16 protein-coding genes and 1 pseudogene are annotated in these 13,533 nt (G+C 50.5%); 9 read left to right on the forward strand and 8 right to left on the reverse strand.

From position 1 onward, the window contains the following. Nucleotides 1-83: 83 nt before the first annotated feature. From AAF564_21145 to AAF564_21170, 6 genes are all read left to right on the forward strand, one after another. Nucleotides 84-425, forward strand: a complete 342-nt coding sequence (locus tag AAF564_21145) for a hypothetical protein (protein ID MEM8488070.1) — start codon at nt 84-86, stop codon at nt 423-425. A 74-nt stretch (nt 426-499) separates the two neighbouring features. Next, nucleotides 500-1,093: a TetR/AcrR family transcriptional regulator gene (locus tag AAF564_21150; protein MEM8488071.1), complete on the forward strand. Its 594-nt coding sequence runs from the start codon at nt 500-502 to the stop codon at nt 1,091-1,093. A 76-nt stretch (nt 1,094-1,169) separates the two neighbouring features. After that, entirely contained in the window at nt 1,170-1,943 is a 774-nt protein-coding gene (locus AAF564_21155) for an SDR family oxidoreductase (protein MEM8488072.1), read from the forward strand. Between the two features lie 189 nt (nt 1,944-2,132). Next, the gene (locus tag AAF564_21160; protein ID MEM8488073.1) at nt 2,133-2,762 is read left to right on the forward strand and encodes a hypothetical protein; all 630 of its coding nucleotides are present in this window, start codon (nt 2,133-2,135) and stop codon (nt 2,760-2,762) included. Between the two features lie 71 nt (nt 2,763-2,833). Then, nucleotides 2,834-3,421 (forward strand): TetR family transcriptional regulator C-terminal domain-containing protein, encoded by a 588-nt coding sequence (locus tag AAF564_21165; protein ID MEM8488074.1) that lies wholly within the window; start codon nt 2,834-2,836, stop codon nt 3,419-3,421. A gap of 104 nt (nt 3,422-3,525) precedes the next feature. After that, nucleotides 3,526-4,071: a carboxymuconolactone decarboxylase family protein gene (locus AAF564_21170; GenBank protein MEM8488075.1), complete on the forward strand. Its 546-nt coding sequence runs from the start codon at nt 3,526-3,528 to the stop codon at nt 4,069-4,071. A 185-nt stretch (nt 4,072-4,256) separates the two neighbouring features. On the opposite strand, the gene AAF564_21175 is transcribed toward AAF564_21170, so the two are convergent. Further along, nucleotides 4,257-5,186, reverse strand: a complete 930-nt coding sequence (locus AAF564_21175; protein MEM8488076.1) for a GTP-binding protein — start codon at nt 5,184-5,186, stop codon at nt 4,257-4,259. A 158-nt stretch (nt 5,187-5,344) separates the two neighbouring features. On the opposite strand from AAF564_21175, the gene AAF564_21180 reads away from it, so the two are divergent. Together AAF564_21180 and AAF564_21185 are read left to right on the forward strand one after the other, a co-directional pair. Further along, on the forward strand, nt 5,345-6,124 hold the full coding sequence (locus AAF564_21180; protein MEM8488077.1) for a 5'-nucleotidase C-terminal domain-containing protein: 780 nt from the start codon (nt 5,345-5,347) through the stop codon (nt 6,122-6,124). A 27-nt stretch (nt 6,125-6,151) separates the two neighbouring features. Continuing rightward, on the forward strand, nt 6,152-7,069 hold the full coding sequence (locus AAF564_21185; GenBank protein ID MEM8488078.1) for a metallophosphatase: 918 nt from the start codon (nt 6,152-6,154) through the stop codon (nt 7,067-7,069). 164 nt (nt 7,070-7,233) lie between these two features. Here the strand turns inward: AAF564_21185 and AAF564_21190 are convergent, their stop codons facing one another. From AAF564_21190 to AAF564_21200, 3 genes are read right to left on the reverse strand one after another with little or no spacing between them, the layout of a single operon-like run. Continuing rightward, the gene (locus AAF564_21190; protein MEM8488079.1) at nt 7,234-7,824 is read right to left on the reverse strand and encodes a hypothetical protein; all 591 of its coding nucleotides are present in this window, start codon (nt 7,822-7,824) and stop codon (nt 7,234-7,236) included. 2 nt (nt 7,825-7,826) lie between these two features. Continuing rightward, a complete protein-coding gene (locus tag AAF564_21195; GenBank protein MEM8488080.1) occupies nt 7,827-8,111 on the reverse strand; it encodes a hypothetical protein in 285 nt (94 codons plus the stop codon). Nucleotides 8,112-8,162: 51 nt separating this feature from the next. Next, the gene (locus AAF564_21200) at nt 8,163-10,064 is read right to left on the reverse strand and encodes a permease (GenBank protein MEM8488081.1); all 1,902 of its coding nucleotides are present in this window, start codon (nt 10,062-10,064) and stop codon (nt 8,163-8,165) included. A gap of 300 nt (nt 10,065-10,364) precedes the next feature. On the opposite strand from AAF564_21200, the gene AAF564_21205 reads away from it, so the two are divergent. Beyond that, on the forward strand, nt 10,365-11,018 hold the full coding sequence (locus tag AAF564_21205) for a metal-dependent transcriptional regulator (GenBank protein ID MEM8488082.1): 654 nt from the start codon (nt 10,365-10,367) through the stop codon (nt 11,016-11,018). Here the strand turns inward: AAF564_21205 and AAF564_21210 are convergent. The 4 genes and pseudogenes from AAF564_21210 to AAF564_21225 form a co-directional block, all read right to left on the reverse strand. Beyond that, nucleotides 11,001-11,202 (reverse strand): annotated as a pseudogene (locus AAF564_21210) (IS3 family transposase). The gene AAF564_21205 and the pseudogene AAF564_21210 sit on opposite strands and share 18 nt — an antisense overlap. A 188-nt stretch (nt 11,203-11,390) precedes the next feature. Further along, nucleotides 11,391-11,891 (reverse strand): TIR domain-containing protein, encoded by a 501-nt coding sequence (locus tag AAF564_21215; protein ID MEM8488083.1) that lies wholly within the window; start codon nt 11,889-11,891, stop codon nt 11,391-11,393. Between the two features lie 238 nt (nt 11,892-12,129). Beyond that, entirely contained in the window at nt 12,130-12,699 is a 570-nt protein-coding gene (locus AAF564_21220) for a hypothetical protein (GenBank protein ID MEM8488084.1), read from the reverse strand. Beyond that, on the reverse strand, nt 12,696-13,533 hold an 838-nt coding region (locus AAF564_21225), incomplete at its 5' end, for a toll/interleukin-1 receptor domain-containing protein (protein MEM8488085.1). The genes AAF564_21225 and AAF564_21220, both read right to left, overlap by 4 nt.

The following is a 13,533-nucleotide window of genomic DNA, read 5'->3' on the forward strand; positions in this document are numbered from 1 at the left end:
ACCACTATGCGGGGGCGTTTCAGGCGTTTTATGGGGGCTGAGTTCAGATTCTGGGGACGTCTAACGCGTTTTTTTGACCTCAAATGACTATTCGCGGTGAATCAGGTGTTTTTGAAATTCCACTTGGTATCAAAGGATGCGCCGGCGTGATGCACCTGAGTGCCGCTAACATTCACCATTCCGGTGAAAACTACGACCTGGGTAACCTGGGTGCCGATTATGGCAACTGGCAGACCATTTCTCTTGACGTCAAGGATAAAGTGGTTAATATTCAGATTGGCACCAATCCGCCGTATGCACTCGAATTTACCAGGGACATAGGTAAAGTTGTCGGCATGTGGTTCCTGTTTTCAGGCCGCGGTGCCCTCGACGAAGTCCGACTGAAAGATGGCAACGGTCGCGTGATCTACGAGTCCTTGTTCTAAAGCACTACTCCTAAAACGATGGCGCCGCAACAATAACAGGAAACTTACCACCTGGTAAGTAAGTATAGTTCAGCATGTCAGACACAGCAGAAAGACTACTGGATGTAGCACAGGCGCTGGTACAGCAACGCGGCTTCAATGCGTTCAGCTTCCGGGACTTGTCGCGAGATTTGGGCATTACCAATGCTGCCATCCATTACCATTACCCCACAAAGGCCTCGCTGGGCAAAGCTTTGGTTTCGCGCTACACACGCAATTTCCAGGCAGCGCTGGTTGCCATTGACCAGCAAGAAGCCAGCGCACAAGAACGCCTGGCTGAATTTGTGAAAATATACAGTTCGGCGCTACGATCCGGCCGGTTTTGTCTTTGTGGTATGCTGGCGTCAGACGCCATCACGCTTCCGGAAGACGTGTTATCGGAAGTTCGCATTTTTTTCAGCGCAACGGAAGCCTGGCTTGCCGGTGTACTGGAAATGGGCCGCGCAAGTAACACCTTGCACTTTGAGTTGCCGGCTACGGAAGAAGCCCAACTCGTACTGGCGACGGTAGAAGGCGCCATGCTGACTGCCTGGCCCTTGCGTGCAGCTGACGCAATTGGTGCCATCAACCAGTTCGAAAAAATTGCGGGCCGTATGATTAACACCCTTGGTGTCCAGCCCGCAACCTGATTGACCTCCCTGCAAGCATTCTCGCTATTTTTTTACAATCAAACTTACCTACCAGTAAGTAATTACAAGCAAAATTATGCAATCTCCATCTTCAATAGCCCTTATCATCGGTGGCTCCTCAGGCATGGGCCTGGAAGCAGCCCGACGCCTCGCAGTCAAGAATACAGAAATCTGGCTCATTGGTCGCAATAGCGCAAAGCTCGAGACTGCCGCCGCTGAACTCAAAACGATGGGCAGCGCGCAGGTCCAGCCTTTGCAGGTAGACCTGTACGACAGCAACGCTGTTGACCAGCTCATCGCCCGCATTAAAACTGTAACCCAACCCATTCAATACCTGGTAAACGCCGCCGGCATGTTTGTGCCGAAGTCATTTCTGGAGCACACCGAAGCTGATTACGATGGCTACATGAACCTGAACCGGGCCATGTTTTTCATCACCCAGGCTGCGGTAGAAAACATGAAAGCACACGGCGGGGGTGCTATTGTTAATGTCGGCTCCATGTGGGCCAAACAGGCAGTCAAAGCGACACCTTCAAGTGCCTATTCCATGGCAAAAGCCGGCCTCCATGCGCTTACGCAGCATCTTGCAATGGAATTGGCGGAATTCAACATCCGCGTGAATGCCGTATCCCCTGCTGTAGTTGTTACACCTGTTTACGGTGCATTTATCGATGCAGACAAAATCGAGGCTACCCTCACAGAAGGCTTTGGTGCTTTTCACCCCATCGGCCGGGTAGGCCAGGTTGACGATGTTGGGGCTGTGATCGATTTCCTGCTTTCAGACCACGCCAACTGGGTTACCGGTGCTGTGTGGGATGTTGATGGTGGCGTGATGGCCGGCCGTAATTAGGATTATCAGGCGGCAGGTCGGTAGCTTTCTCTTTTTGAAAGCATGCCGACCTGCCTGCCATCTTTAATTGCAAAACAACAAACAGCAACAATTCGAAGCAGCACCTGTATTTATCAAACACGCCCAGCATTTCTATCTGTCTATGCTCTGGTTGATACAGCCTACTCATCAACGATTCAGGATTGCATCATGCGTTCAGACTGCTTCACAAGCCTTACGTTTCGCCGGCCCAATCTGATTTACAACGTACCGTTCATCTGCTGTATTTTGCTTTTTGCGGTCCAATCTGTCAGTGCACAGCAAGATCAAGTGGCGACTGAACCCACTTCTATCTACGCTTTCCTTGGTCAGTTTACCAAGGCATCTCTTCCCCTTGAAATACATCCGCCAGTTGAAAAACATATGCGGGCACCTTTTGCTGCCTATATCGACTCAACCTACTTTTATCCTGTTGACCTCGGACGAAATACCGATATCGCACCCGCGCATTTAATCAAGTCTCACGCAGCATTCGAGATGGTTACTGTGCGGGTTTCAAATGAAACGGAGCAAGCCACCTACCTCGTCACCTACACGAATGCCGGCGCTCCGGTTGCAGCGCTCCGCATTGGCGCTTTTATAAAAGATGCCGAATCTACCTATCAACAGTGGGCGACAATCGAGCAAGACTTAACCATTAACCAGCAAGCCATGTATCGCTTTGTCGAAACAGACGGAGAAGAGCTTGCCTGTACATTAACGACCGAAAAGCACAAAGTTGAGCCCAACGGCACGATCAGCCGGATACAGGAAGAGCAAGTAAACGACTGCAGTATGTAAACCCAGGCACAAGCCCGCACGGCAACCTTCTCTCGACCCGTAGCGTAACTAGACCAGGAGGTCTAATTATTATGGATCGGATTCACAACGTCGATCAGCTATTACAAACGGGTATTGACATGATGGTAGCCAGTGGTTACCACAACACGTCGATCAATGCAGTCATTAAAAAAGCAGGGTTACCCAAAGGGTCGTTCTATTATCTCTATAAAGATAAAAAAGCATTTGCACTGGCCGCATTACAGCGCTATACAGATGATACTGTAGAAAGCATGGCGCGCACGTTTGCTGACCCGGCTCTGGGCCCGGTTGCCGGCATCCGGCAATATTTTGCAAACAGCATCAAAAAATTCCAACAAAGCAACTACTGCAATGGCTGCTTTTTGGGCAACATGAGCCTGGAGTTGTCTGATGTCGATGAAGATTTTCGCGCTGTCATTGAACAATCCCTATCGCGTATGGCTGACGCAATACGCAAACCACTCGATTTGGCTGTAGCAGAAGGCAGCCTGCAAAACAGCGCTAACACTACTGTTTTGGCTGATTTGATCATCAATACCTGGCACGGTACCCTGCTCCGCATGAAAGCAACCAGGAGCCGGCAGCCGCTGGAAATTTTCATCAATGATTTTTTTAATCAAATTACCTGTAACATTTAGACCCACAGGTCTACATAAAGACATCCACAAGCAAGCATCATGGTAGCGATGCTCTTTTTTTGTCAACATATAGACCCATAGGTCTACAAATAAACACTACTGATATGTCAAACCTATCTGCCCTTTCTCGCGAACAAGTATCCACAGACAACCAGGCCATCTTTGACCAGCTCAAACAGGCCATCGGCATGGTACCCAACCTTTACGCCACTTATGCAAATTCTCCCGTTGCCCTCAAGGCAATTTTGACATTGGGCGACACCCTGAAAGAAGGCGCTTTTACAAATCGTGAAATTGAAGCCATCGCCCTCGTTGTATCGGAAGCAAATGACTGCGAATACTGCCTGGCTGCACATACTGCAATCGGCAAAATGAACGGTTTTACCGAGGCAGAAACCCTTGCCCTCCGCGAAGCAACCATTGCAGACGACAAGTTGAACATCCTGACCAGACTGGCGCGCGCCATCACCGTTTCGCGCGGCCGGCCCGACCAGCACCTGATCGATGCCTTCCACAACGCCGGCTACACCAAAGCCGCACTTGTCGAGCTCATCGGGTTTGTGGCTGTGAACACGTTCAACAATTACCTGAACAACATTGCAGGTACCGAAGTGGACTTCCCTGCAGCACCAGCCCTACAGTCTGTGTGATTTACCCGGACCTTGTTGAAACAACCGAACCACAGATGCTCTCGAAGCACTGTGGTTTTGTTGTTTCTGGCAGAAGCGGTGATGGGTGCAAGCGAGACATAGTGCCATCCGGGTGGATGCCCAATCAAGTTGGGCAAGACGGCTGAGTGACACAGCCTCAATCAAAGATCACCATTCAAAAATCCTCAATCATCTCCATCTCGCCACTCCTCACCAACCCGACTCTCCAGCAATCCTATAGCAACCAACTGCGTCTTCGCCTCACCTGGCCATGCGCTGCCGGGCTGTACGTCGATGCGTTTGCCTACCCGGTGCACGATGATTTGGCGATCCGGCATATCCCGCAGGTAAACCATGCCTTTCACGCGGATCACCTCTTCGGGCAATTGATGAAGCATGTGGTTCAGGTGCCGCAGCGAAGGCAACGGTTCTGATGATGTATAGCGCCAGGTTTTGAAAGCCGGCCTGGCCGAACCCTGGTTTGAGCCAGCGGGCTGTGTTGCATCCGCAGCACGGCTGGTATTCAAGAGCAGGCTTGCAGGAATTTTGCCCTGTGTTGCCGGCAAGTGCGCTGCCCGTGGAGCGCGTGCAGTTACCCATTCCGTTACGCGCATTTGCGCAGCATCATCCACCAAATCCATTTTATTGAGTAGCACAATGTGAGCAGCTGCCAGCTGATCTTCCATCAATTGCTGCACCGCCCCAGGTACCGGATCAAATACGTGTGCACAGTCGACAACAGTAACCACAGCATCAAGGCGGGCTGTTTCGCGGATGCCAGGCGCCGAGAAGGTAAACGCAATGGCCGACGGATCGGCAACACCGCTGGCTTCGATGATGAGGCAATCGGGCGGGTCCGGGCGACCGAGCAGCTGCAAGACCGCTGTGAGCAGGTCTTCGCGGATAGAGCAGCAAATGCAGCCATTCGAGAGGGCAACTACGTCGTCCTCTACCGTTTCAACAAGTGCTGCATCGATGTTGATGGCCCCAAAATCGTTGACAAGCACGCCAAGTCGCAAGCCATGATTGTCTTGCAACAGATGGTTGAGCAAGGTGGTTTTGCCAGCACCTAAAAAACCCGACAAAATGGTAACGGGCAGCGAATCAGGATTCATACTCCAAAATATTACTGCAGCACTACATTATGAAATAAGAATTTCTTGGCCATCGGCATCAAATTCCGTTTATCCGCATTATCTTAAGAGCGTGCAGTTTTTTACCACCCCAAAGACTGCACCCTTTTATCCCACTTTGTCTTGTTGATACTATTTTGATGATCACTAGAATTGGCCTGGCTTGTACAGCCATCTTTTTATTGTTTGCTGGCTGCAAGTCTGCAGAGCCCGTAGCAACATCAGCGGAAGCGCCAGCCATGGCGCAGGTTGCGCCGCCAACCGCCGGCTATACCGCCATCTCTGACGCTTTGCAGGCAGACCCAACAATTGAAGCTATCATCGCCCCTTACCGGCAACGGCTGGAGGCCGGCGTGAACGAAGAAATTGGCACAACGACGGTCCATCTACAAAAAGGAGGGCTCGAAAGCGGCCTTGGTAACATGGCCGCTGATGCCATGCTACAGGTTGCCAATACCCTTTCTGGAAAACCCGTAGATATGGCCTTGACAAATAACGGTGGACTCCGGGTAACTATTTCCAAAGGCCCCATCACCGTCGGCGAAATTTTTGAGCTCATGCCTTTCGAAAACATGATGACTGTGCTGGACTTATCCGCAACCCAGGTGGATTCACTGGCCAACCAGCTTGCTGCTGCGCGGGGCGAACCCATTGCAGGGTTCTCGTTTACCATTGACGAAGCCACCCAAAAAGCACACGATATCCTGGTCAACAACCAGCCTTTATCAGCAGACAGAACCTACCGGCTCGTTACCTCGGACTACCTCGCCAATGGTGGGGGCCGTATCGCAGCAATCTGGCAACCCCTCGGCCGTGAGGACTTAAATATGCTGTTGCGCGATGCATTTATCGAATATATCCGCGGAGAAGGCACGATTAGTCCGGCTGTTGAAGGCCGCATTACCCTGCGCACCCCCTAACCTTGTTTACCGACAACGAACAATACCATGCAACGTCGTAAATTTTTGCAAACCCTTGGTGCCGGCGCGGCCGGGTCGTTTCTTGCACCACTCACCGCGCTTGGTGCAGATGAAGTACGGCTCGTTCTGTTACACACCAACGACACCCATTCCCGGATCGACCCCTTCCCGATGGATGGCGGCCGCAACGAAGGCATGGGCGGCGCAGCGCGACGCGCGACGCTTGTAAAACAGATACGGCAACAGCACCAAAACGTGCTGCTCCTTGACAGTGGGGATATTTTTCAGGGCACCCCTTATTTCAACTTCTTTAAAGGCGAGATCGAATTCAAAACGATGTCAGCCATGCAGTACGACGTAGCTACGCTGGGCAATCACGATTTCGACAACGGTGTAAACGGCCTAGTGAGTGTGCTCCCACACGCCAACTTCGATTTTGTATCAGCGAATTACGACATATCCAATCCGAGCCTAAAACCGCATGTCCAGCCGCATATCATCAAACAGGTTGGCCCCATCAAAGTGGGCATCTTTGGTTTGGGGATAGATTTCCAGTCGCTGGTCTTGCCGGCGTTGCATGAAGGCGTGGTGTACAACGATCCGATTCCGGTGGCAAAACAACAGGTCGATGCCCTGCGCAACGCCGGCTGCCATCTGGTCATTTGCCTCTCACACCTGGGCTACCGCTACCGCTCCGACAAAGTGAGCGATACCGACCTGGCACAGCTTGTACCGGGCATCGACTTTGTTTTTGGGGGCCACACCCACTCGTTCCTCGACGCGCCAGATGTGTACAACAACAACATGGGCAGCAGCGTGGTTAACCAGGTTGGATTTGCCGGCCTGCGGCTTGGTCGGGCTGATGTTGTTTTCAAGCGAAGTGGAGAAAAAGAACGGTGGTACATCAGCGAATACCCGATTGACAGCCGGCTGGATGTAGCTTGAGGAGTGAGGAGTGAGGAGTGAGGAGTGAGGAGTGAGGAGTGAGGAGTGAGGAGTGAGGAGTGAGGAGTGAGGAGGAAATGCCCGGGGATTGGTGTTGATCCCAAACCTGTAGAAACAGATGCATTGTAGGACAACTAACATTCCCTGTATATCAATCAGCTATATCAACCGGCCGGCAAATTCCTGTAGGGGGTATAATGATAGTACTTGGGGTGATCGTCCAGTCTGACGTGTAACCAGGAGACGCCACCGCCGGCAGTACTCAGCCAGACAGGTTTGTCTGATACCCGCGCTTGCATCGCCTCTCCAACACGTTGCCACAACAACTGCTGTTGTGCGTCAGGTGCCTGCTGTGTAAACATACCGATGTGATTGTAGGCTGTATCGCCGTTGAGCGGAGCAGGCACGACGAGCGTTGCATCACCACCCAGATTGGAAAAAACGACAACCTCTTCGTCTGCGCCGGCAAAGTGCTGCTGAAAAGCCAATCGGTCGGTTACAGAAGCCAGGCCCGGGCTGTTGATCAGCACACATTCAAAAGGCTGCATATCATTGCCGGCTTGCAGCGCCGGCGTTTCCCATCTGAATACAGGAAAGGGCGCAGCCTTCAGTATATCAATCCAGCACTGCCGGAAATCAGCGTTGCCAACCAGCGAATTGATAAATCGATTATAAGACACCACAGCCAATCCTTCATGCAACCGGTATTGCAGCACCGTGCCTGCGTTGCGTTCTTCTACAGAAGCAGTAAACATGCTTATTTGGGCACAATTTGTCCAGATGGCGTGATTCGCTCGTTCGGTGCTGGTGGCGATGTAGGGAAGTTCGAGATAGAGACGTTGGGGTCGCGGTCTTCGGGCACGTAATGTTTGTGGTCCCCATGGTTAATTTCCATGTACCCTTTTTCGCCGTAAGGATCGAGCACTTCGCCCATCATCAGCCAGACAAGCACACCAAATCCAAAAATGACCAGCCAGCGACGCACGGTAAACGGACCAATACGGCGAACTTCGGACGATTTTGTGGGCGTGGCTTCACTCATGGATGTTCAAAGCTATTTAGAAAACAGGTGTCAAATTGTAGATCCGCATACCTAGCAATGTGCACAATGTTCGTTACAGGAAGCAGCCGGCGCGTGGGAATGTTTTCCGTTTGCGCCATGATCATGATCAGCGTGGTCGTCATCCCCATGATCATGGTGGTGCACATGGCCGCTGCCAAACTGGAAATTGGACGTTACTTCTCCGACAAACCCGCGTGCGCCCCTACGTAAGAGCGACGCCAGAAATATAGCAAAAAGTATGGCAAGGCTTAGCTGCTGCAGCCAGCCATGATTTTCGAGATCAAGATCAGCAGCAGTAAGGAGAGCCATATTCGGCCAGGCTGTGTTTACAAGGATGCCCAGCCCTACGGCGATCGACATGGTTGTCACACCAAACACAAGCGCTACATTTTGGCTATGCAGGCGGGAAAGGATGCCAAATGTACTTACGTTGGTAGCCGGCCCGGTTAGCAGGAAGGCAAGGGCAGCACCCGGTGACACTCCGTTAATCAGGAGGACGGCAACAATGGGCGTAGCGCCCGAAGCACATACATAGATCGGTAAGCCAATCATTGCAAAGAAGAGTACATCAAGGCCCGCAGGTAAAGATTGAATCCATCCTTGCCCCAAGACAGGATGGGCCAACGCTGCCACCAGCAAGCCGGCCAGGATCCAGGGGGCTGTATCATCAACGAGCCCACCAAAACCGTAAGACAGGCCTTTCTTCAGGCGCTTCCCAGTTGGCAAGTGCTCTTTCTCTGCAGGCTCGGGGGCAGTATCAGTCAGCGGCGTAGTGGTCCGCTCGGTCCAGGTCCCTACGAGCCATCCAATTAGCAGTGCAATGGTGGCAGCAGCCACAATTCGCACGATGGTCATGTCGCCACCGAGCAGAGGAATGGAAATCAACAATGCATCGATCCCGAGTTCGGGCGTGGCAATCAAAAAGGCCATCGCGGCAGATGCCGGCGCGCCTTTTTTCACGAGGGTCTGATACAAGGGTAACACGCCGCAGGTGCAGATCGGGAGCGGCAATCCGACAGCCATACCCTTGACCGCCCGCCCCATTGCAGGCCCACGTTGCATCCAGCGGATTGATGTTGCCGGTAAAAATTCTCCAATGAGGCCACCAAACAGATACGCAAGCAAAAGCGCCGGCGCACTTTCCATGGCCATCCCCCAAAAAATATCACCCGTACTGCCAGAAAAAGCAGCCGCATGGTTGTGTCCGGATATCGGTTCAGCCTCAAACCAGAGCAACAAGCCAAAGACAGCAAGGCCGGCGAGGTTGCCAATCCCTTCAGCCCAGCGCATAAAACCGCGCTTTTGCCCGACACCCCTGAAATTCGCTGATTGCGGGCGGTGAATGACCACATGCAAAATGGCACCAGCAACAAATGCTTTGAGGGCGAGTGCGCCGGCTTCGGTATTGAGGGCCATAAATCCGCTGCCTACATAAAACCCGGCTATTGTACCAACCACCATCAGCAGCAAAATACCCATAGCAACGCGTTTGCCATACCGTGGCTCAATAAGCCACCAGATGGTGATGCCAGCCGGCAGCCGATGCAGGATCACGCCCCAGCCCAGCAGGTGGCCCGTCTCTGTTACCGGATCAACGAGTACCGCGCCATCCATAATTGTATGCAGTACAATACCAGCAACCCCAATAATCAGCGCTGTATGATGTACCTGTCGCGCTGCCCGATGAAAGAGTCGCTCAAGGATCGTTGGCCCCGCAAATCCGGCAAGAAGCAATACACTGCCCAATAGCGGCATGTGGGCAAATACTTCAGGCATCACCTCAACAATTACAATACCCGTAATCAGCACCACGATGAAGCCGTCCATCAGGCGAAAGAAATGCTGCCTGGAGGCAAACAGGCGAAATAAAAATGGGCCAATAATCAGCGCCAGCGCACTAGCTGCCAGCATGATCAGGGAGCCAATTTGCATGAATAAATCCAGGGTTTGGTGGTTACACAAGGATAAGATCGGGCCGGCACAATGCACCCGCAATGCTGCTCGCACTGCAGCAAGGCAATTCTGATGCGCTGCCGCATGGAGCCATTCTAACTACGACAATCTGTTTGGTGTCCCGGTGCCGGCTATATTTGCAGCAGGTTCGCACAAAACGCATCTTGAAGAAATAAATGGCTACCCAGGTACGTTTAAAGGGCATTCTGGTGGATCAAAACCGGGTGCGAAGGGTAGGCTCAACGGACCTTCACTTTATACAGATAGTCGGCAAAAACCATGCTGAGCCAGGCGGTCGAGGACTACCTCAAAACTATTTACAAGCTCCGCGGCAAGGAGATGGTATCTACTACCGATCTTGCCAGGGCTATGGACGTCTCCTCGGCATCCGTAACCAACATGGTCAAGCGCCTCGACCAGATGGGGCTTGTGGAGTATCAATCGTACAAAGGCGCAAAACTGACCGACGCCGGCTGTAAAATAGCGCTGGAAATCATCCGCCACCACCGCCTGCTCGAAACCTATCTCAAAGAAATCATGGGGTATTCGTGGGCCGAAATACACGAAGAAGCTGAGCACCTCGAACACCACATCTCGGAAGCGTTTGAGGACAAAATCGATAAAATGCTGGGATACCCAACCCACGATCCCCACGGCGACCCCATTCCTACACGCGACGGCCAGGTTGAAGCCCCCATCGACGACCAGCTCTGTGACGCGCAAACCGGACAGCAGCTCGAAGTTAAACGCGTATCCGACGCAGACCCTGAATTACTCCACTACCTGGAAGACCTGGGCCTCCTCCCCGGCGCCCGCGTTAAAATCCTGAAGAAGGAGCCGTTTGATGGGCCAATCGCTGTGCAAATTGATACTACCGAAAAAACGGTGGGCTTTGTTGTAGCGCAGAAAGTTTTTGTTGTGCCGGCGGAGTGAGGTCACCTTGACCTCTCGTTCGAGTTCTTTGATTCTCACTCGTTCATCACAGCTCGTTGTCTCCAATCCTTCTGATCTTGGAGCACCCATTTGCGTAGCATCTCTGGGGTACAACCAATCTTCTCTGCTATTCATGTAATCGTTGCCCACTGAGATCGGTAATCACGTTCATGTTCAATACCATCCGGACAGCCTGCTCTCGGACCTCAGGAGAATCCTATGTTTGTTTTTTCATAACTCCAAGTTCTCAAATTTTTTTGAGCCTCCGGCAAACTCGAGGCGCTTCACTATTGCAGTATGGAGAGAGATTTCTGATTTAAATGTACGCACAAAACAGTGAACTTCAAGATTTTCAAAAATGAACATGCAATGCTAATCATTGTCTTTACGTATCTGTATTGCTTCTTCTATCCAATCCTCAACGTGTTCTGCTATATAATTATAGACACCTTTACTAGTGGTTCTTGGCGGATCATAGTTTTCAGCAATTGTAGAAAGTCGTTTTCCTGTAGGGCCATGAGTTACGTAATACAGAGGATTTGCTCCTTTTGAACTCTGCTTATCATTACGATCAGTGATATTGTGTATATGTATTACCAGAACACCCATGCCATTATTCCAAGCCTCTTTGATCTCGTAATTAATCCATTTACGATTCGCAGTGTTGGAGCCTGTCAGAATCACAGCGCATGTTTTACCTTTCATTTGATTGGCAATCCATTCCTTTATTTTCTTTTCTCCATCCTTCGTAACAGATTCCCAATCATTATCAGATGCCGGCTTATTGCCTTCAATAGCTCCGATATTGCGTATTTTTGAAACTCTCCAACTATCCGGTATATAGTGAAAACTATAGAAGCATTTTCTAGCCATGGTTAGCCTACTTAATTCTAATAAGAAATGTCGTACGACAGATATGTAATTTTAAAAGCGACTATTGCAGAAATGTATATTGCTCTCTCCGCATATCTGATATTCAGAAGTCTATTGAATCACTTCACTAAAAGATATAGTGTAATCAAGGGAATTTGTAACAAAAACTCGAAGCAAGAGCGGTTGCCAAATATCTTGTAAACATGAAATATACGGTGGTATCCACTGTAAGCTATTTCTACAACGAGGATAGTTCAGCGTAAAACAGACGAGCAAAATCTACTTCTAGAAGAGAAGCTTCATCGAAACCACCAATCCGTTCCGCTAGTTGGCGCGCAGCACCACCGGTAGAAGGTACAGGTAATATCTTGCTGTTTGGATGATAGTGCTTAAATAAATCATACTCGACCTCAACTCCCTCCATACCCCCAATAAATACAGCTGCTTTTAGATCATGATGAGAAATCATTTCCTTTCGCATTAAAGATAAGCTTTCTTCACGTTCCCCTGGTACCGCATCAACCAATACGACGTTTCTAAAAAGTTTGTTTTCTTCTGGGAAAAAGCCTTCAAAGAATCGACTTTGATAAAGAACAACAGATTTTGAATATTCAATTTTCAGGTCTTTGCATATTGCCCAAATCATAGGTGTAATAGCAGGATGGCCTCCCCACACGATTTGTTGATCCCGAATCACTGCCATGACTAATTCTCGTACCGCACATTGAATCAAGAAAGGATCTGCAGTTTCATGATAATTACCTCGTCCGACTAGAGGAATGCTGGCAGATAGGAAAATAGCACTCATGATTGGACCTCCCAGCCGGCAAATTGCCAAGCTGCTTCAGTGATTTTGACCCAATGTACAGTTTTTATATAGCTACCCAACCAATCCAAATGCTTAAGCCAATTCGGATCAAGACCAATGTGATCATAGACTACTGCTGTTGATTGATTGACTGCATTCGTTGCTGCATCATATAAGCTTGATGATGTTGGAACACCGACAGTGGGGTACACTACAACATTTCTCTCATCTGGCAAACGGATGTGAATCGCTTTGTTCAATCCAACTCCAATAACATTCCCACCAATCTGTTCAATGGCTTGTCGAAGATTACTTACAAGATTCAGATTACGGACGGCATGACTTTGACTCCGTACCGCCTCTAGTTGCAAACATATCCGACTGATAGCCTCGTCCTTTAGTCGTCCCGTTTCAGTATCGACCTCTTCGGGCAAAAGCTCAGCCCGACTAGCTGTGGCTGTGCGTTTTGAGGGAGTACAATCAGGCCATCCAATCCGAAGAACCATAATGCCCTTGGCCAGTGCCCGTCCAAACTCGGCACTCGTCCATCGGCTGGCAAAGTAGTTTGGCGTATCGAGCATTACTAGAACATCAGAGTCGCACAGACGATGCCACATCACGGCCTGAAAATCCTCAGCCGGTGCGATTCCGTGTGTATCGAGAAAGACATCGAAAGATCGTGAAGAAAGTTCATCAAACAACTGTAGGGCGGCTTCCCGTGCTTCATCTCTACGATAGCTCAAGAAAACACGGCGTTGACGAGGTAGTAGGCCAGCGCATTCAAGCATAGCAGAAGCAATCCGTTGTGCTCCCTCAGAATCATATGCGAGACAA

This window comes from Bacteroidota bacterium (genome assembly GCA_039111535.1).
Taxonomy (GTDB): Bacteria; Bacteroidota; Rhodothermia; order Rhodothermales; family JAHQVL01; genus JBCCIM01.

Excerpts from the sequence above, each read along its gene's own strand:
- AAF564_21145 (MEM8488070.1), top strand. The coding sequence starts at position 84 with ATGACTATTCGCGGTGAATCAGGTGTTTTTGAAATTCCACTTGGTATC.
- AAF564_21150 (MEM8488071.1), top strand. The coding sequence starts at position 500 with ATGTCAGACACAGCAGAAAGACTACTGGATGTAGCACAGGCGCTGGTA.
- AAF564_21155 (MEM8488072.1), top strand. The coding sequence starts at position 1,170 with ATGCAATCTCCATCTTCAATAGCCCTTATCATCGGTGGCTCCTCAGGC.
- AAF564_21160 (MEM8488073.1), top strand. The coding sequence starts at position 2,133 with ATGCGTTCAGACTGCTTCACAAGCCTTACGTTTCGCCGGCCCAATCTG.
- AAF564_21165 (MEM8488074.1), top strand. The coding sequence starts at position 2,834 with ATGGATCGGATTCACAACGTCGATCAGCTATTACAAACGGGTATTGAC.
- AAF564_21170 (MEM8488075.1), top strand. The coding sequence starts at position 3,526 with ATGTCAAACCTATCTGCCCTTTCTCGCGAACAAGTATCCACAGACAAC.
- AAF564_21175 (MEM8488076.1), bottom strand. The coding sequence starts at position 5,186 with ATGAATCCTGATTCGCTGCCCGTTACCATTTTGTCGGGTTTTTTAGGT.
- AAF564_21180 (MEM8488077.1), top strand. The coding sequence starts at position 5,345 with ATGATCACTAGAATTGGCCTGGCTTGTACAGCCATCTTTTTATTGTTT.
- AAF564_21185 (MEM8488078.1), top strand. The coding sequence starts at position 6,152 with ATGCAACGTCGTAAATTTTTGCAAACCCTTGGTGCCGGCGCGGCCGGG.
- AAF564_21190 (MEM8488079.1), bottom strand. The coding sequence starts at position 7,824 with ATGTTTACTGCTTCTGTAGAAGAACGCAACGCAGGCACGGTGCTGCAA.
- AAF564_21195 (MEM8488080.1), bottom strand. The coding sequence starts at position 8,111 with ATGAGTGAAGCCACGCCCACAAAATCGTCCGAAGTTCGCCGTATTGGT.
- AAF564_21200 (MEM8488081.1), bottom strand. The coding sequence starts at position 10,064 with ATGCAAATTGGCTCCCTGATCATGCTGGCAGCTAGTGCGCTGGCGCTG.
- AAF564_21205 (MEM8488082.1), top strand. The coding sequence starts at position 10,365 with ATGCTGAGCCAGGCGGTCGAGGACTACCTCAAAACTATTTACAAGCTC.
- AAF564_21215 (MEM8488083.1), bottom strand. The coding sequence starts at position 11,891 with ATGGCTAGAAAATGCTTCTATAGTTTTCACTATATACCGGATAGTTGG.
- AAF564_21220 (MEM8488084.1), bottom strand. The coding sequence starts at position 12,699 with ATGAGTGCTATTTTCCTATCTGCCAGCATTCCTCTAGTCGGACGAGGT.